The organism is Mesorhizobium sp. M0983 (assembly GCF_040318975.1).
Classification (GTDB): Bacteria; Pseudomonadota; Alphaproteobacteria; order Rhizobiales; family Rhizobiaceae; genus Mesorhizobium.
In genome coordinates, this window is the sequence record NZ_JAMYNH010000010.1 from 20,151 (window position 1) to 46,099 (window position 25,949).

Consider the following 25,949-nt stretch of genomic DNA (forward strand, 5'->3'; position numbering starts at 1 on the left):
CAAGCCGCGAGATCGTACGGAATCGTACAAGCTCTTTCGCTTTGCCGCAGTCTTGCTATCGTTGGCTGGGAGAGATGGGTGGAGGCTTCCGTGGGGCAGATCAGGTCGCCGCTAGGAATCGGTATTGATACCGACGCTGCCGTTCACACCATCATGGCCGACTACCATTCCGGCGACATTCTCTCGACCACCGTCGTCATAGCCGATTTGCGCAGACGCTTTCCTTGGTGCCGGCAAACCGACGAGGAGCTGGTTGGCTTCATCGTTCGGGCGCTGGACGGTCGGGAGATCGCCGTCAGCTTCGACCACCGCGGCCGTTAGGCGGCTGATTCATGGCAAACTGACGAGGCTGCGGAGCGCACGCTCCGCAGCCTCGTCAGGCTATGATCACAGGGCGTTTACTTGCCGCAGTGGTTATCGTTCACCGTCGGCGCCATCGTTCCCGGAGCCTTGCCGGTCGCATCGGGCAGAGCCCCCTGCGGGCCCGGCGGGCAATTCCGGTCGGCATTCGAATTCGTCGTTGAGAAATCGCGAATGCTGTTGGTGATGGTCGAATCCGTGCCGGTGTCAGGGCCGCCATTATCCGGGACTACGACCGTCCGCCCGCTGCCGTCGGCAGCGGCTCCGGAGGGGTCGCCGACGTTCTGGGCCATCGCTGACGTGGCCAGACCGATCGTAAGCGCCGAAGCTGCGAGAATTTTCGTGAGCATGATGCTTCTCCTTTTCACGAGGGTCGTCGCGTTGCGACTACGAAAACAACCGTTCGGGCGGGCGAAGGTTCCGACAAATTTCCTATGAATTCAGCATGTTCTCAGGTGTTCAAGGTGGCCGGCGCGCCATTGCACAGCCCGGCGTTTTCCTCGCTGCATGAGCGTGCGCCTTGCTGTCCCGCCGGAACAGGAATGCTCCTTGCGAGTTCATACCTTTGTACAATGCGAACGCGCTGATGCGAATGGCGGCAGCGCAAACAAGGAGAGCAGACATCATGGGCCTTGGAACCATTCTCATCATCATCTTGGTCCTTGCCTTGCTTGGCGGCTTCAGCGGCTTGGGCGGCGGACCGTTCTACGGCACCGGCTATTACGGTGGCGGTGGCCTCGGCCTGGTGCTGCTCATCGTCATCATCTTGGTCGTGCTTGGGCGCATTTAGCGTCACGCTCACGACAAAACGCCTGCCGCCGGGTAATAAGCGGCGGGCGTTTTGTCGTGAATAGACGAAAAGTCTCTAGGACTCTGGCTAAAAAGGCCGACCTGGCGTCGGACCCTTCGACACCGAGGACCCCGCCATAGCAGCAGCTTTAGTGTTGGCGATCGGCGGCCAGTGCTTCCTTTAGATCGGCGCTTAGCACGCCCTCGTTGAACAGCGACATGATACGGGCGGCCAACCGCTCGCGGACCGGACTGTCGTCCGCAACACCCAACTCGCGGCAGCAGTCGTCGAGCGCTTTTCTCAGCACGCTCAGTTCGGCTGGAGTTGCTGCACCATGCATCGACATGCCATCCTCCCTGAAAAGGGCGAAAGCGCGAAGCGTCTTTCAAGCATCCACTCGCCATGCCTGTGTGGATGACTCAAATTCAATTAGCGCCGCTTGCCTCCAAACTCAATGTACGGAAATTACCGAGCGGACAGATCGGGAACGACTGCCTTTCACCTGCATTATTGTAGTGATCCAAGCCACCCTCATTTGGATCACTGGGCGTAGCCCACGACGCCCGAATGGAGCCCGTTGCATCCCTCGCGACGGGCTCTTTCGCGCCCGACATTTTTGATTTATCGATTTCGTACCAAGCACCTTTGGTACGTTTTCAACTCTAACTTTCAGTCAGATGTTTTCGTAGGCAAGCGGCAGGAGAAACTGCCGTGCATCGAATTCATTTATTTAGTAGGCTCCATACCTTTCAGCGCTTATATAAGCCGTATCGTCAGCAGGTTATACCGGGCGCGGACGGCTGGGAGATCAAAAAGCTCTTGCCCTGTTTTGGGCCCAGCTATGTCTGATCCAGCTATTTCCAATCAAAATCTATTCAAAAACAAGCTGTTGCGCCGGATGAGCGCCGGCGATTTTGCATTTCTCGAGCCGCACATCGAGCGCTGTTCGCTGGAGTTGCGGCAATCGCTCGAAGTATCCGGATCACCGATCGAGGCCATCTATTTCGTCGAGGACGGCATTGGTTCAGTGGTTGCGAAAATGCCGAATGGCAGCGATGCGGAAGTTGGCCTCATTGGCTTGGAAGGTATGACCGGCTCGGCCTTGGTGATGGGCGACGACCGCATGGTCCATGATTGCTATGTGCAACTGGCGGGAGAAGCCGCCAGGATAGATGCCGAGCCATTCAAGGCAGCGCTGACGCAAAGCCCGACATTGCGGCTGTTTTTGTTGCGCTACGTGCAGTGTCTGCATATCCAGACCGGCTACACCGCGCTGGTCAACGCGCGATCGAAGCTTGAAGACCGGCTGGCGCGCTGGCTGCTCATGTGTGACGATCGGGTGGCCGGCGACCGGCTGACGATCACCCACGAATTCCTGTCGATCATGCTCGGCGTAAGACGTCCGGGCGTCACGGTCGCGCTCCAGCTGCTTGAGGGCCGAGGGCTCATCCGGTCCCGCCGCGGCGAAATCATTATCCGCGACCGCGATGGTCTCGTTTCGCTAGCGGATGGCGGCTACGGCCTGGCCGAGGCCGAATATATCCGCCTGGTCGGACATACCGGCGAGCGCTGAGTGCTTTTCTCGCCTGTTGCTACCGCAGGTCGAGGCCCCTTGCGATACGACACAAGTGCCGTCGGAAAAATTTTCAAAGCTCCTGAACCGTCAGGGAACTTGTTTCCCATCGGAGGGTTATCGGACGCCTCTACTTTGCGAGGCTGCCACCAACTCCCGGGAGACGACCATGCCGACTACGAAAAAGGCCGCGAAGGCGGCAAGCAAGGGCCTCGAGGACCTGTTCCTCGACGGGCTCAAAGACCTCTACTACGCCGAGAAGAAGATACTGAAAGCGTTGCCCAAAATGGCCAAGGGCGCGGAGTCGGAAGAAGTGACTGCCGCCTTCGAGAAACACCACATGGAAACCGAAGGACATGTCGATCGCCTGGAGGAGGTGTTCGAGAAATTCGGCAAGCCGGCCCGCGGCAAGACCTGTCCAGCGATTGACGGCATCATCGAAGAGGGCTCGGAAGTGCTCGAGGAGTATAACGGTGCTCCTGCGCTCGACGCCGGGCTTGTCGGCGCGGCGCAGGCCGTCGAGCATTACGAGATCGCTCGTTACGGCACTTTGATCGCATGGGCGGAAGAACTCGGCAAGAGCGACGTTGTCGAACTGCTCAGGGCAACACTCAAGGAAGAGGTCGCGACCGACGAAGCGCTTTCCAAGCTCGGCGAAAGCGGTGTCAACGAACGCGCAATGCAAGAAGCCGCTTGATTTTCAGACTGCATCCCGAGCCTCGGCAATGGATTGCCGAGGCTCGGCTAGTGCGGCGAACCAGTGAATTCTGCATCGGTTCCGTCGTAGGCGGCAGAACGGAACACCAAGAGCGCCTTGAAGCGTTGCCTCCGGCGGGACTTACTCCATCTGCTCGAACGTACATTGCCGGGGCTCCTTGTCCGGCCGCCAGCGCAACAGCTTGGTTCCGTGCCGGAACCGGTCGCCTGTCACATGGTCGAAACGAACCTCGACCACCAGTTCAGGCTTTATCGGTTCCCATTGTGCGCTGCGCTCCGTGCTCCAGCGGCTTGGCCCGCCCGGCGCCTCGCCGGTGAAACCCGGTTTGGCCCGCAGTTTTTCCAGCCGTCTGGTCAGCGCCGCCCTGTCGTCCTTGCCGATGGTCGAGGTGAATCCGACATGGTCCAACCTGCCTTCGTTATTGTAGAGGCCAAGCAGCAGGGATCCGACTTCGTTGCTGCCGGCGAGATAGCGAAAGCCGCCGACCACGCAATCCGCAGTGCGCAGCCGCTTGACCTTGACCATGGCGCGCTCGCCGGGCTGGTATGGCTCGGCGATCAGTTTTGCAACAACACCGTCGGTCGAGCCATGGCCGGCGCCTTGCAGCCAGCGCTCGGCGGTAGCGGCATCGTGCGTGCATTTGGACAGGCGCAGTTCGCGCCGTCCCGCCGACGCGACAAAGGCCTCGATCGCCCGTCTCCTGTCGGTGAGGGGTTGTTCGATGATAATCTTGCCGCCGGGTTCGGCCAGCATATCGAACAGGACCAGCATGGCAGGCGTCTCCAGGCTCAACTTGCGGATCCTGCTTTCGGCTGGATGAAGGCGCATTTGCAGGGCCTCGAACGAGGACGATCCGTCGACCTCGATGACGATCTCGCCGTCGGCAACAAACCGTCGCGACCTCACATCGCGCAGCACCGCGATCAGTTCGGGAAAATAGCGGCCAAGCGGCTTGCCCGATTTTGCACGCAGATCGACGGCATCGTCACCCTTGAACACGAGGCACCGAAACCCGTCCCATTTCGGTTCGTACTGCCAAAGCCCGTCGCCGCCAGGAATTGCGTCGGCGGCTTTGGCTTCCATCGGACGAAGGTCGAGCGGCAACGGAAATGCGGTCATGGCTGGTCCGCGCCGCCGCTGAGGCATTCGCTACCGCGGTCGGCCATTCCCCTGGGCCCTGCTTTGCCGCCTCGCCACCTTGCGGCCGGTCTGGTCGGGCGCAGGCGACAGCGGATCGACTTCGTCGGACCCGCCGATCTCCTTGGTAATGCGATAGGCCAGATAAGCGACGGCTCCGGCAACCAGCAAGCGGACCATGTTTGAAAATCCTTCGTTGGCGTGAACCCACCAACCCCGGGCCGAAGGTTTTGTTCCGTCGCTGCCCATAGCCGAGGTGAATCGTCGGCTGCGCAACCAAAACCTAAGCGCATCGTTTGTTGCTTATCGACGAAAAGAATTTGCGATGAAGACGCTGTTACCCTTGTTCGCTTTGACCCTGGCGCCAATCCAGGCCAGCAGCGCTTGGCCTGACGGGTGACCGCGATGCTCCTCGTTGTTCCGGTTTGGCAAGACATCGCGGCACGGCTGCTTCTGACCGCGCTCGCAGGCCTTTTGATAGGCCTCAACAGGGAGGCGCGCGGGCACGCGGCGGGGCTACGCACCACCGTGCTGGTGGGATTGGCCGCCGCCATCACAATGATCCAGGCCAGTATTCTGCTGGAGACCGTTGGCAAGCACCCGGATTCGTTTGCATCGATGGACGTCCTGCGCTTTCCGCTGGGCGTGTTGACCGGCGTCGGCTTTATCGGCGGTGGCGCCATTCTTCGCCGCGGCAATCTTGTCAGCGGGGTCACCACAGCGGCCACGTTGTGGGTGATGACGGCGATCGGATTGGCTTTCGGTGGTGGCCAATACGGCTTGGGCGCGGCCGGCACGGCGCTGACGCTGGCCACTTTGCTGGTCCTGAAATGGGTGGACCTTCGAATGTCGCGCGAACACCATGCCCAGTTGGCACTGACGTGGAAGGCCGCGGCTCGACAGGAGCTCGATGCGCTCATCGGGCCGCTTGGCTACCAGGCACGCCTCGTCGCAATAGAGAGGCGCCCAGATCTCAAGGACCCTGTGTTCTCGTTCGAGATCAGTTGGAGGCGGCCCGACACTGGCGCACCGCCAATGGATCTGCTGGCATCGGTGGGCGAGCATTGCGAGATCCAGAAGTTTGATCTCCTCAGCGAGCCTGCCCGGTAGAGCGGTTCATCGTTTCACGGAAACGCCGAACCGCTCTATCGCTTTGTTTCTGCGCAATTCCGGACGGAAAACCGTTTCACACTTTTCCTGGAACAGCTCTAGCGGCTCGCAACGATCGCGGCCTGAATCAGGCCATCGCTTCTTCGCGGCACTTTCGATACCTATCTGTCGAGGCAGGACTCAAGGAGCAAGCAAAAGAGCGTGGCACAGCGATCGGGAAGTGCTGACCTTCCACTTCACGGCGGGCGCGTGCCGAAATGGCTCGGCGACCGCATGACGCGGCTTGGCGCGGTCATGTGCGAGGCGATCATCCACCATTACGGCCGCGATGAATTGCTGCGCCGGCTGGCGCATCCGTTCTGGTTCCAGTCTTTTGGCGCCGTGATGGGGATGGACTGGCACTCCTCCGGCATCACCACCAGCGTCGTCGGTGCCTTGAAGCGCGGCCTGTCGCCGCTTTCCAGCGAGCTCGGCCTTCACGTTTGCGGCGGCCGCGGCGCGCATTCGCGCAAGACCCCGCACGAGCTTGCCCTGATCGGCGAGCGTGTCGGCCTCGACGGGCAGGGCCTGGCGACTGCCAGCCGGCTTGTCGCCAAGGTGGACAGCGCCGCGGTCCAGGACGGTTTCGATCTCTATCTGCACGGCTTCATCGTCACCGATGACGGCAAGTGGGTGGTGGTGCAGCAAGGCATGAACGGCGACAGCAAGGTGGCGCGCCGCTATCACTGGCTGTCGGAGGGCCTGAAGAGCTTTGTCGACCAGCCGCATGCCGCCATCGAAGGCGCCAACCAGGGCGAGATCGTCAACCTGACCGACCGCCGCGCCGAAGCGTCGCGCCAGGGACAACTGGACCTTCTGCACGATCTTGGACCGGATCGCATCGTGAGGGAGCTTGCCGCTTTGGAGCGGGGTTCGGCGCCAGTGCCGGAGCCGGCACAGAAGCTGCTGCCGCATCTGGTGATGCCGGCGCACCACGATGTACGCGAAAGCGATGTCGTCATGCGCCGCCTGCACGGCAACATCGCGGCGGCGGCCGAGCGCGGCCCGGCGGATTTCGCCGGCCTTCTCCTGGTGCCCAATGTCGGCGCGCGCACGGTGCGGGCGCTGGCGCTGGTCGCCGAAGTCGTGCATGGCGCGCCATGCCGTTTTTCCGATCCAGGACGTTTCTCGCTGGCGCATGGCGGCAAGGACAGGCATCCGTTCCCTGTGCCGTTGAAGGTCTATGACGAGACGATCGGCGTGCTGAAGTCGGCTGTCCAGAAGGCCAGGCTCGGCCGTGAGGAAGAGGTCGGCGCCTTGCGGCGGCTGGACGACCAGTCGCGGCAAGTCGAGCGCTATGCCACCGGGCCGAGCCTGAAGGAAATCGTCGCCGGGGAGTTCGAGCAATCGCATCTGCTCGGCGGCCGCAGCGTCTTCGGTTGGGAAGTCGCCCCCGAAACGACCGCAGTTAAATCAACGAAGTGATCGGCTCGGATCAAGCCTCCAGGTCGATCAACGCGACACCGAGCTCGGGACGGTGCCTGCGGCGCAGATGTCCAGGCGTTTCCACCAGCGTGACCTCGAGCGTCGGGCGAACGATGGCGTCCAGCAGATGGCCGCCCCTTGTGCTGCCGTCGCTCAATCCGAGCACGGCATGGACGTGCAGGCTGGGCTTGCCGTCGTCGCCGATGGCAACATCGCCAATCGCGCTCAGCACCTCGCACTGTTCCCGGATGGGAATTTTCCGGTAGGTCCTTTCCCTAGGGTCGAACCAGCCGACAGTTGCCCTTTCGAAAGCGCCGAGCGCGCTCAGCGACGCGCTGCCAACGCCGTGGTCGGCCGCAAACGAGGTCAGCTGCGCAAACGCCTCTTCGCCGGGATCAAGCACAACGACGAACGTTCTTTGGCCGGCGCTTTCGGCAACAATCTGTGACTTCATGATCTCGCTCCAGACGCCATTTCGGTTCTGTCCGATCGGGGTTGAACGGCAAGCCGGCTCGAGAGTTCCCCGGCACGGTTCGGATGAACATAGGATCACAGCCACGTGAGGCGGAGGAACCTTGCCTTGCGTGACTGGTTCGGCCGGCTTGAGACCCAGCCAGCCGGGAGCCAGCCATGTCCGAAACCCCTCTTGCCAGCCTGAGCCGACGCAGTTTCATGACCGGATCCGTTTCGGCGGCTGCGGCAGGGCCGCTCATGGCCACGTCGGCAAAAGCCGCCGCCCCGCAACCTGCCGCTTCGGCCGAGCCGCGCGATCTGTCGGCGATTTCACTGCGCATCAACAAGCAGCCCTACAATCTCGCCCTCGACAATCGCACCAGCCTGCTCGACGCGCTGCGCGACCATGTCGGCCTGACGGGTACCAAGAAAGGCTGCGACCATGGCCAGTGCGGGGCCTGCACCGTTCTTGTCGACGGCAAGCGGGTGCTGTCGTGCCTGAGCTTCGCCGTGATGAACAAGGGCCATGAGATCACCACGGTGGAAGGGCTCGCTTCCGCCGACGGCAATCTGCATCCGATGCAGCAGGCCTTCATCGACAATGACGCCTTCCAATGCGGGTACTGCACGCCCGGCCAGATCATGTCCGCCATCGGTTGCATCAACGAAGGCCATGCCGGCTCCGAGGACGATATCCGCGAGTATATGAGCGGTAATCTCTGCCGCTGCGCTGCCTACCCCAACATAGTCGCGGCCATCGTGCAGGCCCGGGACGAAACAAGGAAAGCCTGAGATGCGCCCCTTCGTTTACGAGAGACCGGCCAGCGTGTCCGCGGCGGCCGCCATTGCTTCCCGTTTTGCCGCAGAGGGTGTTCCGCCGACCGAGGCCGCCGCGCAATTCATCGCCGGCGGCACCAATCTGGCCGACTACATGAAGCTTGGCGTGGCCCGGCCGGAACGGCTGGTCGATCTCAATGGTCTCGGTGACAGGGCCCTGCGGCAGATCGAGGTCGGCGACGACAGCATCCGCTTCGGCGCGCTGGTCCGCATGGGCGAGGCTGCTAACACAGGCGAGATCAAGCGCCTTTGCCCGATGCTTGCCGAAAGCCTGAAGTTCGCCGCCAGCGGCCAGATCCGCAACATGGCGAGCCTGGCCGGCAATGTGTTGCAGCGGACGCGGTGCGAGTATTTTCGCGAGACCTCCTGGCCATGCAACAAGCGCGAGCCGGGCTCCGGCTGCGCGGCCATGGAAGGCTTCAACCGGCAACATGCGGTCCTTGGCACCAGCAACGCCTGCATCGCCACCTACCACGGCGATTTCGCCCAAGCGCTGATCGCGCTCGGCGCGACGGTCGAGGTGGAGGCAAGGCGCGGTATGCGCAAGATAGCGTTTTCGAGGCTACATCGCCTGCCGGGAGATACGCCCAACGTTGAGACCGAACTGGCCTCCGACGAGGTGATCACGGCCATCGAGGTGCCGCTTGGCGCCTGGAGCCGCCGCTCACGCTACCTGAAGATCCGCGACCGCGAGTCCTATGCGTTCGCGCTGGCCTCGGCGGCCGTGGCTCTGGATATGGACGGCGACACCGTCAGCCAGGCGCGCATTGCGCTTGGCGGCGTGGCAACCGTGCCATGGCGGGCCAAGGCGGCCGAGGAAGCACTGAGCGGCAAGGCACTCGACGATGAGGCGGCCGAAGCTGCCGCCGAAGCCGCGTTCGCCGAGGCGAAACCGCGCGAACACAATGCGTTCAAGATACCGCTCGGCAAGCGCACGCTTGTGCGGGCACTGCTCGAAACGCGCGACATGAAGGTCTGACCCATGAACCAAGCTGCTCCCGCGCCGAAAGAGAACATGGGAAATCCCGTTCCGCGCATCGATGCCCGCCTGAAGGTCACCGGACAGGCCGGCTATTCGGCTGATCTTCCAACCGCCAATATGGCCTATGGCGCACTTGCTACCAGCAGCATCGCCAAGGGCAGCATCACCGCCGTCCGGCTCGAAAGGGCGCGTAAGGTGCCCGGCGTTCTCGATATCGTCAGCGTCGGCGACATGGACGGCATCGACAAGCCGAAATTCGGCAACACCGGTGCAAGTTCGATCGCGCCGCTGCATGACAAGGCCATTTTCCACGACGGCCAGATCATCGCGCTGGTGGTGGCTGAAACATTCGAGGCGGCCGAGGAAGCCGCGGCGCTGATCCGCGCCGACTACGCCGAAGAGACGCCCAGCGCCGGCTTCGATTCCAGGGGAACGGAGATGGAGCCGGCCGCCGGCAAGAGTCCGTTGTTCAAGGAGGACGTCAAAGCCGGCAACTTCGATGCTGCCTATGCCGCAGCCGCAGTGAAGATCGACGAGAAATATTCGACGCCGACCCAGCACCACAACCCGATCGAGCTGTTCTCGACGACGGCGGTCTGGCAGGGCGATCAGCTCACGGTCTATGAACCGAGCCAGAACGTCACCGGCTGGAAGGCCGAGCTCGCCCGGCAGTTGAAGATCGATCCGGCCAATGTGCGGATCGTCAGTCCCTATGTCGGCGGCGCCTTCGGCTCCAAGGGGCCGATGACGGCCCGCACGGCGATCGTTGCCGTTGCGGCCCGCCGCGTCGGCCGGCCGGTGCGCTGCGTCGTCAGCCGCATTCAGGCGTACGGCACGCAGACCTACAGGGCGGAGACCCGGCACCGCATCCGCATCGGCGCAAACCAGGACGGCCGCATCACCGCCTTTGCACACGAAGGCTGGGAAGTCACGTCGCGGCCCGATCCCTATGTCGTCGGTGGCACTTCGGCCACCGGACGCATGTACGATTACGGCTCGGTGCTGACCCACGTCTCGCTGGTGCATGCCGACCGCAATACGCCTGGCTACATGCGTTCGCCGCCGGAGACGCCCTATGTCTATGCGCTGGAAAATGCCATGGACGAGATGGCGGTGGCGCTCGGCATGGACCCGGTCGAGTTCCGCCGCGTCAACGAGCCGCAGAAGGAGCCGATCGGCGGCAAGCCCTTCTCCAGCCGCTCGCTCGTGAAATGCTACGACCAGGCCGCCGAGGCCTTCGGCTGGTCCAAGCGCGAGGCCGCGGTTGGCTCGATGCGTGACGGCGACTGGCTGGTCGGCATGGGCTGCGCCACCGCAATCTATCCGACGGCGGCTGCGCCATGCGCCGCCCGCGTCCGCCTGACCACTGACGGCGAGGTTCGCGTCCAATGCGGCTCGCATGAGATCGGCACCGGCGTGCGCACGGTGGCAGCGCAGATGGCAGCCGAACGGCTCGGGATAGAAATGGACAAGGTCAGCGTCGAAATGGGCGACAGCGCCTTGCCGCCGGCACCGGTGTCCGGCGGGTCGATTTCGACGGCAAGCGTGTGCTCGGCGGTGCTGAAGGCCTGCGATGCCGTCCGCGCAAAGCTCTTCGCCGCGGCCGTCGCCGAAGCCGGGCCGCTGGCCGGGTCCGGCAACGCCAAGCTTGAAATGAGCCAAGAGAAAATCGTCGCGGACAACGGCAAATCGGCCAAGCTGTCGGATGTTTTCAAGACGATGCAGATCGGTGCGATCGAGGAATATGCCGAATTCGCGCCAAAGGGATCGTCACCGGAGGCGCTGAAGAAGCTCTATGCCGGGCAATCGGAGTTCCACGGCGGCGACCAGGACAAGGATTCGGTGAAATACGCCTTTGGCGCGGAATTCGTCGAGGTGCGCATCAACAGCCATACGCGCGAGATCCGCGTCCCGCGCATCGTCGGCGCCTTTGCCGCGGGGCGCATCATGAACACCCGCACCGCGCGCAGCCAGCTGATGGGCGGTATGATCTGGGGCATCGGCCAAGCCTTGCACGAGGCGACGGAAATCGACAAGCGTTATGCGCGCTACGTCAATCGCGACCTGCAGGACTATCTCGTGCCGGTCAACGCCGACGTGAAGCAGATGGAAGTGATACTGGTTCCGGAGATCGACCACGAGGTGAACCCGGCCGGCGTCAAGGGTTTGGGCGAACTCGGCAATGTCGGGACCGCGGCGGCGGTCGCGAGCGCGGTCTACCACGCCACCGGCAAGCGCATTCGCGACCTGCCGATCAGGATCGATCACCTGATCGTCTGACCTCTCCAACTCAGCCGGCTTCGGACCGGCTAGGCGCAGTTTGCATCTATTCCTTCGGCGCGGTGGCGGGCGCGGTATAGCGGCGGCGCACTGCGTCCAGGACGTGGTTGCGGCTCTCCTGCGCCGAAAGTGTGTCGTCTTTCTCCGCTTCGGCGGTTTCGCGCGCCAGCTCCTTATCCCTGATCTGGTGGCGAAACCATTTGGAATAGTCGCCGGCGCGCAAATGATGTTCCCAGGTCTTATCGTCAATGCCCTCGGCGATCTGGGCGAAAATCATCAGATTATGGGCGCGCAGGTTCATCGCATGGTCGGGGCCGCGGAAATAGAAGCTGCCCTTCTCGTCGAGCTGGCCCTCGGCATATTTGCGGCTATGGCGCTTGAGCGACTGCCGCGGCTCGATCGGCTCGACCATGGCAGGTTTCTTGTGCGCCTGCGGCCGCCAGAACAGCACGTGCTCGTCTTTTGGAGAGCTCAGATCCTTGTCCTTTGGCGGTTCGGTGCCGGTCTCGCGACAGAACGTCTTGACGACCTTTTTCGCCTTGGGGCCGAGTGCGATGACGGCGGTGACCAGCCGCAATGCTTCGGTTGAGATCGCATCCGGATGAACGGTGATCAGGATCGTGCCCGGCAATTCCATCGCCAGAACCATTGGCGTGTCGTCGCGCCGCTTCGGCAAGAGGTGATGCGCCTCATCGATGATCAGCCAGTGTGGTCGCGCGGTGCGGAAGCGAACACCGCCAAGGCCCGGCAGCAGGTCGGCAAAGAAGTCCGGCCGCTCGTTGACGCGCAGCGCCAGGCCGTTGACGACCAGATTGTTGTCCGGCTTCTCCAGGAGATCGAGCAACTGCGTCTTCGTCGGCGCGTTCGAGCCGTCGCCCAGCCGGACGGCGCCCTCGAGGCCATCGTAGTCGCCTTCCGGATCGAAGATGCAGAACTGGAACTTTCTCTCGACAAAACGCTCCGTCAATGCGGTCGCCAAGGTCGATTTGCCGATGCCCGAGCTGCCGGCGATCAGCACCGTATCGGTTGGCGACAGATACACCTCCTTGCCATCGTCCGAGCCAAGCAGAATGCCATCGCGGCTTGGCACAAGCTCGCGATCGCGCTCGACCACCTTGGCGATCAGTTCCTCGACGCCTTTTCCGCGCGCGCCTCGTGTCACGAGATCCGCCGTATCCTTGACTGCCGGCAGTGCGTTGTCGACGGCGACGCTGAAGCCGCAGGCGCGCAGGAAGGCGTGGTCGTTTTCGGCGTCGCCGACACCGACGACGTTGTGCGGCGACAATCTGAGGTCCTGAAGCGCGGCTGTCAGCCCGGTCGCCTTGTTGATGCCGCTGGGCAGGATCATCACCGCGCCCTTGTTGAAGATGATTTCCAGCTCCAGCCCCAATTTCTTGATGACCTCGAGCGCGGTAACCTGATGCGGTTCCCAGGTGGCGACGATCGAGCGTCCGACCGAAAGCGGTTTGACACCGTGTTTCCTGAGTTTGGCGATGAACTCGGGGGCGGGCGGCGGAGATATCGTCCGCTCCTCCTCGCTGGCCGGCGTGTAGATCAGCGCCCCGTTTTCCGCGACCACCTTGTCGAAGATCGCGACTTCGGGAAAGACGCGTTTCAGGTCGGGCAGCTCGCGCCCGGTGACGAGAATGAGCTTGCGGCCGCTCTTCTTGAAGCGTTGAAGCGCCGCAAGTGTCTTTTCGGCGACAATCCCTTCATGCGCCAGCGTGCCGTCGTAGTCGGTGGCCAAGGCTATGAAATACATGTCGTCAGTAGCCGCCGACGATTGGCAATATCTCGCCGGTGATGTAGCTCGAGCAGTGCGGCGAGGCGAGGAACACATACGCTGGCGCGATCTCTTCCGGTTGTGCCGGTCGTTTCATCGGTGTGTCGGCGCCAAATTTCGAAACATCGCCGGCTTCCTTGTCCGAGGGGTTGAGCGGCGTCCAAACCGGGCCTGGTGCCACGGCGTTGACCCTTATGCCCTTGTCGACAAGGTTGCCCGAGAGCGCGCGGGTGAAGGCATGAATGCCGCCCTTGGTCATGGAGTAATCGACCAGTTGCTTCGATCCCTCGATGCCGGTCACTGAACCGGTGTTGATGATCGCCGAACCGGGTTTCATGTGCGGAACGGCCTCCTGCGCCATGTGGAAATAGCCGTAGAGGTTGGTCTTCAGCGTGGTGTCGAAATGCTCCTCGGTCAACTCGCTGAAATCGCTGGAATGGACCTGGAAAGCGGCGTTGTTGACCAGCACGTCGATCCGCCCAAACTGCTGCACGATCTCAGCCACCGCGTTGTGGCAGTGGCCGCGTTCGCTGACATCGGCCTTGATCAGGATGCATCGCCGGCCTTCGGTTTCGACGGCCCTTTTGGTCTCTTCGGCGTCCTTGTCCTCCGACAGATAGACGATCGCCACATCGGCGCCTTCACGTGCATAGAGCACGGCCACCGCGCGGCCGATGCCTGAATCGCCGCCGGTAATGACGGCCACTTTGCCGTCGAGCTTTTTCGATCCGATATAAAATGGCGCATCGTAAAGCGGCGCCGGCTCGATCGCCCATTCATGCCCCGGCTTCGGCTGGTGCTGCTCGGGGAAGGGCGGCTCGGGATATTTGCGGGCACCGGCCTGCATGGCGCCTTTTGGCTTGCCCTTGGACTTGGACTTGTCCTTCTCGTCGATACGGCGCTGGATGTGCCGTTGCTTGGCGGCCTCGCCGGCGATTTCCGATTTCATCTGCATGGTCATCTCCCTGGCTTGAAACCCAACAACGCACGTCCGGCGAAAAGGTTTATGCGACCACTTCATTCCTTCAGCCCGGCGACCCGCTCCAGCAGTGGCCGTTGCAGCCGCGGTAGATGGCCGACGACGCTGAAGGCCGCGTTCCTGAAGCTTTGCATGATGCCATTGTCCGACCGGGCCATTGACAGGATGCGCTCGCTGAGGGTGATCCACCGTCGCCCTATCGGGTGGCGTTCGCTTGTGTAGCCGGCCAGCGTGCCTTCGACGAAACGCCTGGCGAATGATGCGGCGAGATTCATGCCGCGCGCGCCCAGCGGCGAATGGGATGGAGGTCGGGGATGGTCATGATGGTTGTCCGGGTGAAACGAAACGTGACCTCATCCGAACGCATGGAGTGTTCGATGGTTTCCGGTCAGCCGACCCGATGGGCCAGGGCGGGGTAACCATTCTGTGATCTCCGCTGCCCCGGCCGGAACTTACCCACGCAGCCGCAGTTAGGGGCTTTGGGGGGTGGATACGGTTGCTGGATGTGAAATCGGCGAGGGGATGCCGCAGGTCTTTTCAAGGAGCGCCAACGGCATTTCACGCTTCGCTCTGTGGGGCGCGTGTTTCATGGCCATCTTTGCGGCTCTCGGCGGTACCGCCATCCTGCGTTCGGACTTCGTCACCGGCGTTGGCCGGCCGTTGGCGCAACCAGTGCCGTTCAGCCACAGGCACCATGTCGGCGAGCTCGGCCTCGATTGCCGTTATTGCCATAGCGGCGTCGAGACTTCGTCATCGGCTGGTCTGCCGGCGACGGAGGTGTGCATGACCTGCCATTCGCAGCTCTTCACCAACGCGGACATGCTGGCGCCGGTACGGGCGAGCCTTGCCTCCGGGCAGCCATTGCAGTGGCAGCGGGTGAACAGTGTGCCCGACTTCGTCTATTTCAATCATTCGATCCATATCGCCAAAGGCGTCGCCTGCGAGACGTGCCATGGCGAGGTCGACGACATGCCGCTGATACGGCGGACGCACGCGCTGTCGATGGAATGGTGCCTGGGATGCCATCGCGATCCCGAGCCCAATTTGCGTCCGCCGCAGGACGTGTTCCTGATGCACTGGAAGCCGCCGGCCGGCATCGCCGAAATCCGCCGGTCGCTCATCAGCCTTCTCGATATCCACCCCGAGACCATGACCGACTGTTATGTCTGCCACCGCTGACAAGCCGATTGCGGCTCCAGACATGGCCGGCCTGCGCGAACGGCTTTCGCCTGGTCCGGAGCTGTGGCGGAGCCTCGACGAACTCGCCGATACACCGGAATTCCGCCGCTTCGTCGATGCCGAATTTCCTTCGATCGCCGAGCGCATCCCGGCGCGGCTCGACCGGCGCACGCTGCTGAAGCTGATGGGTGCATCGCTGTCGCTGGCCGGGCTTGCCGCCTGCAGCCGGGCCGAAGACATCCTGCCTTATATCCGCCAGCCGGAAAACATCGTTCCCGGCCGGCCGCTTTATTACGCGACCACGCTGTCGAGCGACGGCTACGGCATCGGTGCGGTGGTCGAAAGCCATGAGGGCCGGCCGACCAAGGTGGAAGGCAATCCCGACCATCCGGCCTCGCGCGGCGCGACGGACGCTGTCATGCAGGCGGCGGTGCTGTCGCTGTTCGACCCCGATCGCTCGCGCATGCCGCTGAAGCATGGCGAACCCGCAGCCTATGACGACTTCCTTGCCGACATGGCCGAGCTCACCTCGCGGCTCGCTGGAGCTGGCACGGCGCTGCTGATCGAAGCAACGACCTCGCCCACCATGAAGGCGCAGCTCGAGGCGCTGCGCGCGCGCTATCCCAGGCTGAGGCTGTTCCGGCACGATCCCCTGGCGACGCCGTCCGGCACCGAAGCCACACAGATCCTGTTCGGCAGGGCGCTTGCACCGGTCTGCCGGTTTGATCGCGCCGACGTGATTTTCAGTCTCGACGCGGATTTCCTGGGCGAAGGCCCCGGTCGTCTCGCCTACGCCCGTGATTTCGCTGCAAGACGCCGCGTGCGCCGGGCGGACGATACGATGAGCCGGCTCTATGCGGTGGAGTCGACGCCGACGATCACCGGCGCTGCCGCCGATCATCGCCGGCCGGTGCGGCCGAGCGAGGTCGAAACCGTCGCAGCGGCGCTGAGCGCCGTGCTTGGCGGCGAAGCGGCGCCAAGCGCCTTGGCATTGGACCCGACCTGGCTGGCTGCCGCCGCGAACGACCTGAAGGCGGCCGGCCGCTCGGCGCTGATCGTGCCGGGCGCCCATCAAACGCCGTTCGTCCATGCCGCCGCTCTTGCCATGAATGCGCGGCTTGGTGCGCTTGGCAACACCGTGGAACTGATCGAGCCGCCCGACGCGATGCCCATCGAGGGCGACCTCGCGGCACTTTGCCAGGCGATCGCCGCGCGGGACATCGACACCGTTGTCATACTTGGCGCCAATCCTCTCCACACTGCGCCTGCGGGACTTGATGTCCACGACGTGTTTTCGCAGCTGAAGCTTCTTGTCCACTGGGGTCTCCACCGCGACGAAACCGCCTTCGTCGCACACTGGCATATCCCTGCTGCGCATGATCTCGAGAGCTGGAGTGACCTGCGCGCCCATGACGGAACCGCGTCGATCGTGCAGCCGCTGATCAGGCCGCTTTACCGGGGGCGGACCGTGCATGAACTCCTCGCCGTGCTTGGCGGTGAATTAGCTGTTTCTGCGCTGCAGCTCGTCCGCCGGACCTGGGCGCAGACACTGGACGATCCTGCGTGGCGAAAGGCGCTTCGCGACGGCTTTGTGTCCGGCAGTGCCAGCATTCCAGCCGATGTCGCGATGCCCCCGGATTTGCGCGGCCTGAAGCCGCGCATCGAAGCGGCAAAAGGCGTCGAAATCCGTTTCGTTGCCGATCCCTGGCTGCGCGATGGACGCAATGCCAATTCGTCCTGGCTGCAGGAGCTGCCGCGGCCGCTGAGCAAGATCGTCTGGGGCAACGCAGCCCTGATGTCGCCGGCGACATCAGGACGGCTTCAGGTGGAAAACGGCCGGGTCGTCAACATCGCCTCGAACGGCATGGACATCGATGCGCCGGTCTGGATCATGCCTGGCCATCCCGACGACACCGTGACGCTTGCTCTGGGTTTCGGCCGGAAGCTCGGTTCGGTGGCAGCACTCGCTGACGGCCACGACGCGTACAGGCTGCGAAGCCCTGAGGCTCCCTGGATCGTCTATGGCGCCATGATCACGCCGCGCGACAGCAGCGCACGGGTCATCACCACACAACACCACCAGGCGATGGAGGGCAGGGCGATCGTTCGCCATGCCTCGCTCGATGCCTTTCGCAAAGATCCGCACTTCGTGCGCGACGGCGTGCCGCCGACGCCAAGCGAGTCGCTCTATCCTGACTGGCAATACAGCCAGGAAGCCTGGGCCATGTCGATCGATCAGTCGGCATGCATCGGCTGCATGGCCTGTGTTTCTGCCTGCCAGGCGGAAAACAACATCGCCACCGTCGGGCCGGACGAGTCGGCACTCGGCCATGAAATGCATTGGCTGCGGATCGACCGCTACTATTCCGGCCCGCTCGACGATCTCGACGTCTTTTTCCAGCCGGTGCCTTGCATGCATTGCGAGAAGGCGCCGTGCGAGGTCGTCTGTCCGGTCAACGCCACCACCCACACCCATGACGGGCTCAACGCGCAGGTCTATAACCGTTGCATTGGCACGCGCTACTGCTCGCAGAACTGCCCCTACAAGGTGCGGCGCTTCAACTTCCTGGACTTCCAGGAATTCGACAAGGATGCCGCGGGACCTGAACAGGCCGTGCACAATCCAGACGTCAGCGTCCGTTCGCGCGGCGTGATGGAGAAATGCACCTACTGCGTCCAGCGCATTTCCGAAAAGCGCATCAAGGCTCAGATCGAAAACCGCGCCATCGCCGACGGCGAGGTGGTGACCGCCTGCCAGCAGGCCTGCCCGACGCAGGCGATCGTCTTCGGCGATCTCAACAGCAAGGGCGCCAGGGTGGCGCAGGAAAAAGCGGCACCGCATCACTACGCCTTGCTCGAGGAGCTGAATACGCGACCGCGCACCACCTATCTCGGCAAGATCATAAATATCAATGGCCGTCTCTCGTCAGGCGGGAAAGCCGATGGCTGAGGCTTTTGCTGCAAAACCGGGCGCATTGCCCGTTCTGCATGGCAGGCACGACCTTCCGGAGATCAGCGGCCGTATCAGTGCGATCGTCCTCGACGGCAGGCTGCCGCGCTATTTCTGGGCAGCTTTTTTTTCCTGCTTCGTCTTCGTCCTCATCTTCCTCTATTCGATCACCTATCTGATCTCGGTCGGCGTTGGCGCCTACGGCATCAACGTCCCCGTCGTCTGGGGCACGATGATCGGCAATTTCGTCTGGTGGATCGGCATCGGCCATGCCGGCACGCTGATCTCGGCCGTGCTCCTGCTTCTGCGCCAGCCATGGCGCGCCTCGATCAATCGCTTTGCCGAGGCGATGACGCTGTTTGCCGTTGCAATGGCCGGGCTTTTCCCGATCCTGCATCTCGGCCGCCCGTGGTTCTTCTACTGGTTGCTGCCGCTGCCCAACACCCATATGCACTGGCCGCAATGGCGCAGCCCGCTGGTCTGGGATTTCGCGGCGATCGCCACTTATGCCAGCGTTTCGCTGATGTTCTGGTATATGGGCCTGCTGCCCGATCTCGCCGTCCTGCGCGACCGAGCGAAATCGCGCCCGGCGCAGCTGTTCTACGGCATACTGGCAATCGGCTGGCGCGGTTCGGCCTTTCATTGGGCGCGCTATCAGACGGTCTATTTCCTGATGGCGGCACTGGCCACGCCGCTGGTCGTCTCGGTGCATTCGATCGTCTCGCTCGACTTCACCTTCGCCATCACGCCGGGCTTCCACTCGACGATCTTTCCTCCCTATTTCGTTGCCGGAGCGCTGCTGTCCGGCTTCGCCATGGTGCTCACCATCGCCATCCCGCTGCGCTGGGCGTTTTCGGTCCAGGATCTGATCACGCTGCGGCACATGGACAATGCCGCCAAGCTGATGATCGCCGCCGGCATGATCGTCATCTATGGCTACGCGTCCGAGGCCTTCTTCGCCTGGTATTCGGGCGAGATCTACGAGCGCACGATGATGTGGCAGCGCGCCTTCGGACCTTATGCGCCGCTGTTCTGGGCCATGCTCGCCTGCAACGGCGCAGTTTTGCAATTGCTCTGGTTCCGACGGGTGCGCCTCAACATGCCGGGGCTGTTCGCCATTGCACTCATCATCAACGTCGGCATGTGGATCGAGCGCTATGTCATCGTCGTCACCGGGCCAAGCCGCGATTACCTGCCGTCGTCCTGGGGCGAGCAGTCATTGAGGTGGCTCGACTTCGGCATCCTGTTCGGCTCGATCGGCACCTTCTTAGCACTGGTCTTCCTGTTCATCCGCATCCTCCCGGCCATCACCATCTTCGAGGTCGAGGAGCTGGCCGAGGAAAGGGGCAGCGCAGGATGAGACTTTACGGCGTCATCGCGGCTTTCGCCGATCCCGAAGCGCTGACCGAGGCGGTCCGCACCATGCGGGCGCGTGGCTACCGGCGCATGGACGCGTTCTCGCCATTCTATGTGCGTGGGTTGGCCGAGATGCTCGGCATGCGCAAGACGCGCTTGCCGTGGGCCATCCTTGGCGGCGCCGTCGCTGGCGCGGTGTTTGTCTACGGGCTGATCCTCTATTCGGTCGAGATCGACTATCCGCTCAATGTCGGCGGCCGGCCGCTGCATTCCTGGCCGGCCTTTCTCGTCATTGCCTTCGAGGCGGCGATACTTGGCGCCGCGCTGGCCGCATTCTTCGGCGGGCTGGCCGCCAATCGCCTGCCCGAATATTACCACCCGGTCTTCAATGCCACGAGCTTCACCTACGCGCGCGGCGGCAAGTTCTACCTGCTCGTCGAAGCCGCCGATCCGAAGTTCCGCAAGGGCGTGACCAAGGGCCAGCTGACCCGGCTTGGCGCCGAAACCGTCGAGGAGGTGGAGGCGTGAACATGCGCACGAGTCTGCTGGCGGCAGCCTTGCTGCTCGCCGGCTGCCGGCAGGACATGGAGGACCAGCCGCGCTACGATCCGCTCGAAAAGAGCAACCAGTTCGCCAACGGCATGTCGGCGCGGGCGCCGGCCGAGGACACGGTCGCACGCGATGCCGATCTTTCGCCGGTGCCGGACACGTTTCCCTATCCGGTCACCATGACGCTGCTGCGGCGAGGCCGGCAGCGCTTCGACATCTTCTGTTCGCCTTGCCACGGCCGCACCGGCGACGGCCACGGCATGGTCGTCGAGCGTGGCTTTCCAGCGCCGCCCACCTATCATCAGGACGCGCTGCGCAAGGCGAGTGACGGGCATTTCTATGAGGTCATCAGCTACGGCTATGGCGCCATGTTTTCCTACGCGGCGCGCGTCCCGCCTGCCGACCGCTGGGCGATCGTCGCCTATATCCGCGCCCTGCAATATTCGCGCGAGGCGCCAATTGCCGAACTGCCGGAAAGCCTCCGCGCCGAGCTCAATGCGGAGCCAGATCGATGATGCGGCTTGCCACCGAACGTTTGATTTTGCCGGCGCTTGCCGTGGCCGCCGCCGGACTTGTGCTTTGCGCCGCGGGATTGGCCTTCGACCTCAGAGCCATGTTGGCCGGCTGGCTGCCTGCGGCGCTGTTCCTGCTCGGCCTGCCGCTCGGTGCGCTGACCATCCTGATGGTGCATGGGCTGACCGGTGGCCGCTGGGGCGAGGCAATCCGCCAGCCGCTACGCGGCTTGGTCACGACGCTGCCGCTGGCGCTGCTTCTGCTGCTGCCGGTTCTGCCCAGGCTCGACCTGGTGTTTCCCTGGGCGAGTGCCGACGCGGCTGCATTGCCCGAGACGGTGCGCCTGAAATTCTCTTATCTGAACGTTCCGTTCTTTTTGTTGCGCTTTGCCGCCTGCGCTGCGATCTGGCTGGTGCTGGCGTGGCGCGTGCTCGACTGGACAACGACCGATAGCGGCCGCGGCAGCGCCGGCCGCGGCAAGGCCTATGCCGCTGGATTGATTGCGCATGGGCTGACGGTGACGATCTTTGCCATCGACTGGATGCTCTCGCTCGAGCCGGAGTTCTCCTCGACGATCTATGCGCTGCTGGAAGTATCCGCCGAAGTCGTCGGCGCTTACGCTCTGGCAATGACGGTGCTGTGTGCGAACCGCTCGATCGAGGTCATGCCGGGCGGCGAGGAGGATGTCGCGCTGAGCGAGGATTTGGCCAACATGCTGTTCGGCTTCGTGCTGCTATGGGCCTACCTGTCGTTCATGCAATGGCTGGTGACCTGGGGCGGCGACCTGCCGAACGAGATCCGCTGGTACCTCATTCGCAGCAGCAATGGCTGGCAATATCTGCTCTGGCTGCTGATTGCGCTGCAATTCGCGATCCCCTTTGCCGGGTTGCTCAGCCGGGATCTAAAGCGCAGCCATGCCGGCCTTCTGTCGATCTGCGGCATCGTGCTGGCCGGCCATTATGTCGATGTCCTGTGGCGGATCAGACCGCCGCTTGCCGGTGGCGGTGTGACAGCGTTCTGGTGCGACCTTGCCGCGCTGGCAGGAGCCGGCGGCCTCTGGCTTGCGCTGCTGCTTTTCGTGCTTGGCCGGCCGGACGGTATCGGCTTCTGGCGCCGGGGGCCGGCGCATGGCTAGGGCGGCCCGCCATCCCGAAACGCGCGATATCTGGCCGGGCGCGCTGCTTGCCTTCGCGGCCGGCTTGCTGCTGTTCCTGGCGGCATCAGCCATCGTCCTCGGGCTCGTCTTCGACACCAGACCGTTGTGGCCGCTGCCGGGGCCATCGTCGGCCGGCAACCGAGCCAGTCCCGCCTTGCAGCGCTTTCCGGAAGACGACCTAGCCGCCTTCCGCAAGGCGGAGGAGCAGGCACTGAACAAAGTCGGCTGGGTCGACCGCACCGCCGGCATTGCTCGCATTCCGATCGAGGACGCCATGTGGGCGATCGTCAGCCACGGTTTGCCGAACTGGGGGCAGCCGCCGGTGGCCGCCGGCGCCGACTGCGGATTGGTCGAGGCCGAGATACCACGCGCGCCACAGGCCGCTCGCTGCCGGACCGCGCCAGGCCAGGGAGGCCGGCCGTGAAGGCTTGGCTAACCGCTTTTTCCCTCCTCGTGGTGCTGCCCGCCTCAGCCGTCGCACGCCCGGCCTTCGATCCCGAGATCGGCGCACAGCTCAGCCTCGACCGGGTGTTTCGTGATGCATCCGGCGTGCAGCGCACGATCGGCCAAACGCTTGCGGGCCGGCCGGCGCTGCTGATTTTCGGCTATGACAAATGCCCGAACCTTTGTGGTGTGACCCAACAGGCGGTCGCTTCGGATTTGAAAAAGACGTTGCTCGATCCCGAAACCTATCGCGCTTTGTTCGTCTCGATCGATGCCGCCGACACGGCCGGTGATGCGAGCGATGCGCAAACCACCGTCGCCGCTGTGGCCGACGCGAGGAACCTGTCGGCATGGCGGTTCCTGACCAGTGCCGACGGCGCCGGTGCCGCCCTTGCGGCGGAGGCTGGCATCAGCTTCGACACACGCGCCAGGATCGACCAGTTCGCCCATCCGATCGCCGTCATCGCGCTGACGCCGAAAGGCCGGATAGCGCAGGTGCTGCCGGCGCTGAGCTTCACGCCGCGCGATCTTAAGCTTGCCCTTGTCGAGGCATCTTCCGGCAAGCTCGGCTCGATCGCCGATCATGCCTTCCTGCTCTGCGCCGGCTTCGATACCTCTAAGGGGCAATATACGCCGGCGATTTGGGCTGCCTTGAAGCTCGCCAGCATCGTGATGGTGGTGGGGTTGGCGACGGCCATACTGCAGCTGGCGCGCAGGAGGCGGGCGTGAGCTTCGGTATCCGGTTTTTCCCGCCGGAAGCCTCGTCGATCGCAAGCAGCATCGATGCGTTGTTCTATACATTGCTGGCCTTCGCGGCCGCGCTCGGCCTGTTCCTGACCGTTCTCGTGGTCGGCTACGCCGTCAAATATCGCGTCGGCTCCGCCGCCGACCGTACCGGGGCGCGTGCCCGCAGCCTGCCGCTGGAGATGACATGGAGCATTGCCAGCCTGGTGATGGCCTTCATCTTCTTCGGCTGGGGCGCAGTCCTGTTTGTGCGGCGCGACCATCCGCCGCCGGACGCTATCGAGATCGCCGGCCTCGGCAAGCAATGGATGTGGGAGTTCCGCCATTCCGGCGGCCAGCGTGAGATCAACGAGCTGCACGTGCCGGTCGGCAAGGCGGTGGTGGTGTCGCTGGCATCGCAGGACGTCATCCACTCCTTCTATGTGCCGGCCTTTCGGGTGAAGCAGGATGCGGTGCCGGGACGCACCACCAACGTCTGGTTCATTGCCACCGAACCGGGCCGCTACCATCTGTTCTGCGCCGAATATTGCGGCACCCAGCATTCCGAAATGGGCGGCTGGGTAACGGTGCTGGCTCCGGAGCAATATGCGTCGTGGCTGGGCAGCCAAGATGAAGGCGAAAGCCTCGCCGCGAGCGGCGGGAAACTGTTCCGCGCGCTCGGCTGCTCCGGCTGTCATGGCAATTCCAGTAAGGTGCGGGCGCCCGGCCTCGATGGGATTTTCGGCCGGCCGGTGGCGCTGGCGAACCGGCAGACGGTCATCGCCGACGAACGCTATCTGCGCGATTCGATCCTTGTCCCGAACAAGGAAATCGCCGCCGGCTACCAGCCGGTGATGCCGAGCTTCGACGGTCTGGTCGATGAAGCCGAGTTGCAGATGCTGATGGCCTATCTCAAGTCGCTTTCGTTCCAATTTCCCTCGTTCCCGGCGGCAAACAGCGAGGCGCCGCAATGAATCGCGATTTGGCGCCGGCAAACTATCTCAGTGAGGGTGCCTGGCCGCGCGCCTGGCTGCTGACAACCGACCACAAACGGGTAGCGTGGCTCTATCTCGTCTCGCTGACGGCCTTCTTCTTCCTCGGCGGTGCGTTTGCCGTGCTGATGCGCATCGAGCTTGCGACGCCGGCCGGCGACCTGGTCTCCGACGATGTCTACAACCGGCTGTTTTCGCTGCACGGCATCATCATGGTATGGTTCTTTCTGGTGCCGTCGATCCCGGCGACGCTCGGCAATTTCCTGTTGCCGCTGATGATCGGCGCGCGCGATCTTGCCTTTCCCCGCCTCAACCTGGCCAGCTGGTATGTCTTCATGTTCGGCAGCCTGTTCGCGCTCGCCTCGGTGCTTTTGGGCGGCGTCGACACCGGCTGGACCTTCTACACGCCGCTGTCGACGCTCTATGCCAACGGCTTTGTCTCGACCGCGGCATTTGGCGTTTTCATCGTCGGCTTTTCGACAATCATGACCGGCATCAATTTCATCGTTACCGTCCACACCTTGCGGGCGCCCGGCCTCACCTGGTTCCGGCTGCCGATCTTCGTCTGGACGCTGTACGCCACCAGCCTGGTGATGGTGCTGGCAACGCCGGTGCTTGCAGCATCGCTGATCCTCATCGTGCTGGAGCGCGTCTTCGGCATCGGCATCTTCAATCCCGACCTCGGCGGCGATCCGCTGTTGTTCCAGCATCTGTTCTGGTTCTACTCGCACCCCGCCGTCTACATCATGATCCTGCCGGGCATGGGGGTGGTCTCGGAAGTGCTGCCGTGCTTCAGCCGCCGGCCACTGTTTGGCTACAAGGCCGTCGCCCTGGCTTCAATGGCGATCGCCGTCTTCGGCTTTCTCGTCTGGGGCCACCACATGTTCGTCAGCGGGCAGTCGGCCTATGCCGGCGTGGTGTTTTCGTTCCTGTCCTTCTGCGTCGCGATCCCATCGGCGATAAAGGTGTTCAACTGGAGCCTGACGCTGCGCAAGGGCGAAATCAGCTTCGAGACGCCGATGCTTTATGCCCTGTTCTTCCTGGCGCTATTCACTTTTGGCGGGCTGGCCGGCCTTTTCCTTGCCGCCCTCGCCGTCGACGTCCACGTTCACGACACCTATTTCGTCGTCGCCCATTTCCACTACATCATGGTCGGCGGCATGGTGACCGCCTACATGGCCGGGCTGCATTTCTGGTGGCCGAAGCTCACCGGCCGCATGTATTCGGAGATTTGGGGCCGTATAGCCGCGGCTGTGACCTTCATCGGCTTCAACCTGACCTTTTTTCCGCAATATGTGCTCGGCTTTTTGGGCATGCCGCGGCGCTACCATACCTATCCGCCGGAATTCGCTTTCTGGCACATCCTTTCGTCGGCAGGCGCCGTGGTGCTGGCGATCGGCTATCTGATGCCGCTCCTCTATTTGGCGTGGTCGCTGTTTCGAGGCGCGCGGGCGCCGGATAATCCATGGCGAGCCACCGGGCTCGAATGGCAAACAAGCTCGCCGCCTCCGGCGCATAATTTCGATCGCATGCCGACCGTCACCAGGCCAGCCTACGATTATCCGATGAAAGGCCTGACCGAGAAACGGTCGGACCCGGTGGAGGATCTGGTTTGAAGTCA

27 protein-coding genes are annotated in these 25,949 nt (G+C 63.3%); 19 read left to right on the forward strand and 8 right to left on the reverse strand.

Annotation, left to right across the window (positions count from 1 at the left end):
• The first annotated feature begins 90 nt into the window (after positions 1-90).
• A complete protein-coding gene (locus tag NKH71_RS19075; RefSeq protein ID WP_156948137.1) occupies positions 91-321 on the forward strand; it encodes a hypothetical protein in 231 nt (76 codons plus the stop codon).
• Positions 322-398: 77 nt separating this feature from the next.
• On the opposite strand, the gene NKH71_RS19080 is transcribed toward NKH71_RS19075, so the two are convergent.
• Complete coding sequence (locus NKH71_RS19080) at positions 399-710, reverse strand: hypothetical protein (protein ID WP_023720549.1); 312 nt, start codon at positions 708-710, stop codon at positions 399-401.
• A gap of 275 nt (positions 711-985) precedes the next feature.
• Between NKH71_RS19080 and NKH71_RS19085 the strand changes: the two genes are divergently transcribed.
• Positions 986-1,150 carry a DUF3309 family protein gene (locus NKH71_RS19085; RefSeq protein ID WP_023720548.1) on the forward strand — a complete coding sequence of 55 codons (165 nt, stop codon included), beginning with the start codon at positions 986-988 and terminating at the stop codon, positions 1,148-1,150.
• A gap of 148 nt (positions 1,151-1,298) precedes the next feature.
• Here the strand turns inward: NKH71_RS19085 and NKH71_RS19090 are convergent, their stop codons facing one another.
• Positions 1,299-1,496, reverse strand: a complete 198-nt coding sequence (locus tag NKH71_RS19090) for a hypothetical protein (RefSeq protein ID WP_023720547.1) — start codon at positions 1,494-1,496, stop codon at positions 1,299-1,301.
• A gap of 495 nt (positions 1,497-1,991) precedes the next feature.
• Between NKH71_RS19090 and NKH71_RS19095 the strand changes: the two genes are divergently transcribed.
• Positions 1,992-2,723 carry a Crp/Fnr family transcriptional regulator gene (locus NKH71_RS19095; RefSeq protein WP_023720546.1) on the forward strand — a complete coding sequence of 244 codons (732 nt, stop codon included), beginning with the start codon at positions 1,992-1,994 and terminating at the stop codon, positions 2,721-2,723.
• Positions 2,724-2,892: 169 nt separating this feature from the next.
• Complete coding sequence (locus tag NKH71_RS19100; RefSeq protein WP_023720545.1) at positions 2,893-3,420, forward strand: YciE/YciF ferroxidase family protein; 528 nt, start codon at positions 2,893-2,895, stop codon at positions 3,418-3,420.
• Between the two features lie 141 nt (positions 3,421-3,561).
• Here the strand turns inward: NKH71_RS19100 and NKH71_RS19105 are convergent, their stop codons facing one another.
• Positions 3,562-4,560 carry an ATP-dependent DNA ligase gene (locus tag NKH71_RS19105; protein WP_023720544.1) on the reverse strand — a complete coding sequence of 333 codons (999 nt, stop codon included), beginning with the start codon at positions 4,558-4,560 and terminating at the stop codon, positions 3,562-3,564.
• A gap of 30 nt (positions 4,561-4,590) precedes the next feature.
• Entirely contained in the window at positions 4,591-4,758 is a 168-nt protein-coding gene (locus tag NKH71_RS19110) for a hypothetical protein (protein ID WP_352895272.1), read from the reverse strand.
• A gap of 225 nt (positions 4,759-4,983) precedes the next feature.
• Between NKH71_RS19110 and NKH71_RS19115 the strand changes: the two genes are divergently transcribed.
• Both NKH71_RS19115 and NKH71_RS19120 read left to right on the forward strand, forming a co-directional pair.
• Positions 4,984-5,688, forward strand: coding sequence for an MgtC/SapB family protein (locus NKH71_RS19115; protein WP_031194456.1), 705 nt, complete (start codon positions 4,984-4,986; stop codon positions 5,686-5,688).
• Positions 5,689-5,889: 201 nt separating this feature from the next.
• Positions 5,890-7,152 carry a DUF763 domain-containing protein gene (locus NKH71_RS19120; protein WP_352895273.1) on the forward strand — a complete coding sequence of 421 codons (1,263 nt, stop codon included), beginning with the start codon at positions 5,890-5,892 and terminating at the stop codon, positions 7,150-7,152.
• 10 nt (positions 7,153-7,162) lie between these two features.
• Here the strand turns inward: NKH71_RS19120 and NKH71_RS19125 are convergent, their stop codons facing one another.
• The gene (locus tag NKH71_RS19125; RefSeq protein ID WP_352481423.1) at positions 7,163-7,606 is read right to left on the reverse strand and encodes a PPC domain-containing DNA-binding protein; all 444 of its coding nucleotides are present in this window, start codon (positions 7,604-7,606) and stop codon (positions 7,163-7,165) included.
• 176 nt (positions 7,607-7,782) lie between these two features.
• Between NKH71_RS19125 and NKH71_RS19130 the strand changes: the two genes are divergently transcribed.
• Genes NKH71_RS19130 through NKH71_RS19140 form a run of 3 tightly spaced genes read left to right on the forward strand, consistent with a single transcriptional unit; the run spans position 7,783 to position 11,704 of the window.
• The gene (locus NKH71_RS19130; RefSeq protein WP_352548009.1) at positions 7,783-8,397 is read left to right on the forward strand and encodes a (2Fe-2S)-binding protein; all 615 of its coding nucleotides are present in this window, start codon (positions 7,783-7,785) and stop codon (positions 8,395-8,397) included.
• 1 nt (position 8,398) lies between these two features.
• Positions 8,399-9,421, forward strand: a complete 1,023-nt coding sequence (locus tag NKH71_RS19135; RefSeq protein ID WP_352895274.1) for an FAD binding domain-containing protein — start codon at positions 8,399-8,401, stop codon at positions 9,419-9,421.
• Between the two features lie 3 nt (positions 9,422-9,424).
• Positions 9,425-11,704, forward strand: a complete 2,280-nt coding sequence (locus NKH71_RS19140) for a xanthine dehydrogenase family protein molybdopterin-binding subunit (protein ID WP_352895275.1) — start codon at positions 9,425-9,427, stop codon at positions 11,702-11,704.
• A gap of 46 nt (positions 11,705-11,750) precedes the next feature.
• On the opposite strand, the gene NKH71_RS19145 is transcribed toward NKH71_RS19140, so the two are convergent.
• From NKH71_RS19145 to NKH71_RS19155, 3 genes are all read right to left on the reverse strand, one after another.
• On the reverse strand, positions 11,751-13,466 hold the full coding sequence (locus NKH71_RS19145; protein WP_023720538.1) for an HAD family hydrolase: 1,716 nt from the start codon (positions 13,464-13,466) through the stop codon (positions 11,751-11,753).
• Positions 13,467-13,470: 4 nt separating this feature from the next.
• Positions 13,471-14,442 (reverse strand): SDR family oxidoreductase, encoded by a 972-nt coding sequence (locus NKH71_RS19150; RefSeq protein ID WP_352481428.1) that lies wholly within the window; start codon positions 14,440-14,442, stop codon positions 13,471-13,473.
• A 62-nt stretch (positions 14,443-14,504) separates the two neighbouring features.
• Positions 14,505-14,741, reverse strand: coding sequence for an FAD-dependent monooxygenase family protein (locus tag NKH71_RS19155; RefSeq protein WP_352548013.1), 237 nt, complete (start codon positions 14,739-14,741; stop codon positions 14,505-14,507).
• A 247-nt stretch (positions 14,742-14,988) separates the two neighbouring features.
• Here NKH71_RS19155 and NKH71_RS19160 point away from each other — a divergent pair, with 247 nt between their 5' ends.
• Genes NKH71_RS19160 through ctaD form a run of 10 tightly spaced genes read left to right on the forward strand, consistent with a single transcriptional unit; the run spans position 14,989 to position 25,944 of the window.
• Positions 14,989-15,645 (forward strand): cytochrome c3 family protein, encoded by a 657-nt coding sequence (locus NKH71_RS19160; protein WP_502900402.1) that lies wholly within the window; start codon positions 14,989-14,991, stop codon positions 15,643-15,645.
• A complete protein-coding gene (locus tag NKH71_RS19165) occupies positions 15,629-18,595 on the forward strand; it encodes a TAT-variant-translocated molybdopterin oxidoreductase (RefSeq protein ID WP_352548015.1) in 2,967 nt (988 codons plus the stop codon). Before NKH71_RS19160 ends, NKH71_RS19165 begins: the two co-directional genes overlap by 17 nt.
• Positions 18,588-19,955, forward strand: a complete 1,368-nt coding sequence (gene nrfD / locus NKH71_RS19170) for an NrfD/PsrC family molybdoenzyme membrane anchor subunit (RefSeq protein WP_352791460.1) — start codon at positions 18,588-18,590, stop codon at positions 19,953-19,955. Before NKH71_RS19165 ends, nrfD begins: the two co-directional genes overlap by 8 nt.
• Positions 19,952-20,479: a DUF3341 domain-containing protein gene (locus NKH71_RS19175; RefSeq protein ID WP_352791458.1), complete on the forward strand. Its 528-nt coding sequence runs from the start codon at positions 19,952-19,954 to the stop codon at positions 20,477-20,479. Before nrfD ends, NKH71_RS19175 begins: the two co-directional genes overlap by 4 nt.
• A gap of 2 nt (positions 20,480-20,481) precedes the next feature.
• A complete protein-coding gene (locus tag NKH71_RS19180; protein ID WP_352495090.1) occupies positions 20,482-21,015 on the forward strand; it encodes a c-type cytochrome in 534 nt (177 codons plus the stop codon).
• The gene (locus tag NKH71_RS19185) at positions 21,012-22,148 is read left to right on the forward strand and encodes a hypothetical protein (RefSeq protein WP_352791456.1); all 1,137 of its coding nucleotides are present in this window, start codon (positions 21,012-21,014) and stop codon (positions 22,146-22,148) included. Before NKH71_RS19180 ends, NKH71_RS19185 begins: the two co-directional genes overlap by 4 nt.
• Complete coding sequence (locus NKH71_RS19190) at positions 22,141-22,593, forward strand: hypothetical protein (protein WP_352895276.1); 453 nt, start codon at positions 22,141-22,143, stop codon at positions 22,591-22,593. Before NKH71_RS19185 ends, NKH71_RS19190 begins: the two co-directional genes overlap by 8 nt.
• Positions 22,590-23,342, forward strand: a complete 753-nt coding sequence (locus tag NKH71_RS19195) for an SCO family protein (protein WP_352791022.1) — start codon at positions 22,590-22,592, stop codon at positions 23,340-23,342. The genes NKH71_RS19190 and NKH71_RS19195 overlap by 4 nt, the downstream gene beginning before the upstream one ends.
• On the forward strand, positions 23,339-24,310 hold the full coding sequence (gene coxB / locus NKH71_RS19200; protein ID WP_023720526.1) for a cytochrome c oxidase subunit II: 972 nt from the start codon (positions 23,339-23,341) through the stop codon (positions 24,308-24,310). The genes NKH71_RS19195 and coxB overlap by 4 nt, the downstream gene beginning before the upstream one ends.
• On the forward strand, positions 24,307-25,944 hold the full coding sequence (gene ctaD / locus NKH71_RS19205) for a cytochrome c oxidase subunit I (RefSeq protein ID WP_352481434.1): 1,638 nt from the start codon (positions 24,307-24,309) through the stop codon (positions 25,942-25,944). The genes coxB and ctaD overlap by 4 nt, the downstream gene beginning before the upstream one ends.
• Positions 25,945-25,949: the final 5 nt, after the last annotated feature.

What these genes read in the sequence shown, in the direction of transcription:
- NKH71_RS19080 (WP_023720549.1), bottom strand. Translation starts at nt 710, where the DNA reads ATGCTCACGAAAATTCTCGCAGCTTCGGCGCTTACGATCGGTCTGGCC.
- NKH71_RS19085 (WP_023720548.1), top strand. Translation starts at nt 986, where the DNA reads ATGGGCCTTGGAACCATTCTCATCATCATCTTGGTCCTTGCCTTGCTT.
- NKH71_RS19090 (WP_023720547.1), bottom strand. Translation starts at nt 1,496, where the DNA reads ATGTCGATGCATGGTGCAGCAACTCCAGCCGAACTGAGCGTGCTGAGA.
- NKH71_RS19095 (WP_023720546.1), top strand. Translation starts at nt 1,992, where the DNA reads ATGTCTGATCCAGCTATTTCCAATCAAAATCTATTCAAAAACAAGCTG.
- NKH71_RS19100 (WP_023720545.1), top strand. Translation starts at nt 2,893, where the DNA reads ATGCCGACTACGAAAAAGGCCGCGAAGGCGGCAAGCAAGGGCCTCGAG.
- NKH71_RS19105 (WP_023720544.1), bottom strand. Translation starts at nt 4,560, where the DNA reads ATGACCGCATTTCCGTTGCCGCTCGACCTTCGTCCGATGGAAGCCAAA.
- NKH71_RS19110 (WP_352895272.1), bottom strand. Translation starts at nt 4,758, where the DNA reads ATGGTCCGCTTGCTGGTTGCCGGAGCCGTCGCTTATCTGGCCTATCGC.
- NKH71_RS19115 (WP_031194456.1), top strand. Translation starts at nt 4,984, where the DNA reads ATGCTCCTCGTTGTTCCGGTTTGGCAAGACATCGCGGCACGGCTGCTT.
- NKH71_RS19125 (WP_352481423.1), bottom strand. Translation starts at nt 7,606, where the DNA reads ATGAAGTCACAGATTGTTGCCGAAAGCGCCGGCCAAAGAACGTTCGTC.
- NKH71_RS19130 (WP_352548009.1), top strand. Translation starts at nt 7,783, where the DNA reads ATGTCCGAAACCCCTCTTGCCAGCCTGAGCCGACGCAGTTTCATGACC.
- NKH71_RS19135 (WP_352895274.1), top strand. Translation starts at nt 8,399, where the DNA reads ATGCGCCCCTTCGTTTACGAGAGACCGGCCAGCGTGTCCGCGGCGGCC.
- NKH71_RS19140 (WP_352895275.1), top strand. Translation starts at nt 9,425, where the DNA reads ATGAACCAAGCTGCTCCCGCGCCGAAAGAGAACATGGGAAATCCCGTT.
- NKH71_RS19145 (WP_023720538.1), bottom strand. Translation starts at nt 13,466, where the DNA reads ATGTATTTCATAGCCTTGGCCACCGACTACGACGGCACGCTGGCGCAT.
- NKH71_RS19150 (WP_352481428.1), bottom strand. Translation starts at nt 14,442, where the DNA reads ATGCAGATGAAATCGGAAATCGCCGGCGAGGCCGCCAAGCAACGGCAC.
- NKH71_RS19155 (WP_352548013.1), bottom strand. Translation starts at nt 14,741, where the DNA reads ATGAATCTCGCCGCATCATTCGCCAGGCGTTTCGTCGAAGGCACGCTG.
- NKH71_RS19160 (WP_502900402.1), top strand. Translation starts at nt 14,989, where the DNA reads ATGCCGCAGGTCTTTTCAAGGAGCGCCAACGGCATTTCACGCTTCGCT.
- NKH71_RS19165 (WP_352548015.1), top strand. Translation starts at nt 15,629, where the DNA reads ATGTCTGCCACCGCTGACAAGCCGATTGCGGCTCCAGACATGGCCGGC.
- nrfD (WP_352791460.1), top strand. Translation starts at nt 18,588, where the DNA reads ATGGCTGAGGCTTTTGCTGCAAAACCGGGCGCATTGCCCGTTCTGCAT.
- NKH71_RS19175 (WP_352791458.1), top strand. Translation starts at nt 19,952, where the DNA reads ATGAGACTTTACGGCGTCATCGCGGCTTTCGCCGATCCCGAAGCGCTG.
- NKH71_RS19180 (WP_352495090.1), top strand. Translation starts at nt 20,482, where the DNA reads ATGCGCACGAGTCTGCTGGCGGCAGCCTTGCTGCTCGCCGGCTGCCGG.
- NKH71_RS19185 (WP_352791456.1), top strand. Translation starts at nt 21,012, where the DNA reads ATGATGCGGCTTGCCACCGAACGTTTGATTTTGCCGGCGCTTGCCGTG.
- NKH71_RS19190 (WP_352895276.1), top strand. Translation starts at nt 22,141, where the DNA reads ATGGCTAGGGCGGCCCGCCATCCCGAAACGCGCGATATCTGGCCGGGC.
- ctaD (WP_352481434.1), top strand. Translation starts at nt 24,307, where the DNA reads ATGAATCGCGATTTGGCGCCGGCAAACTATCTCAGTGAGGGTGCCTGG.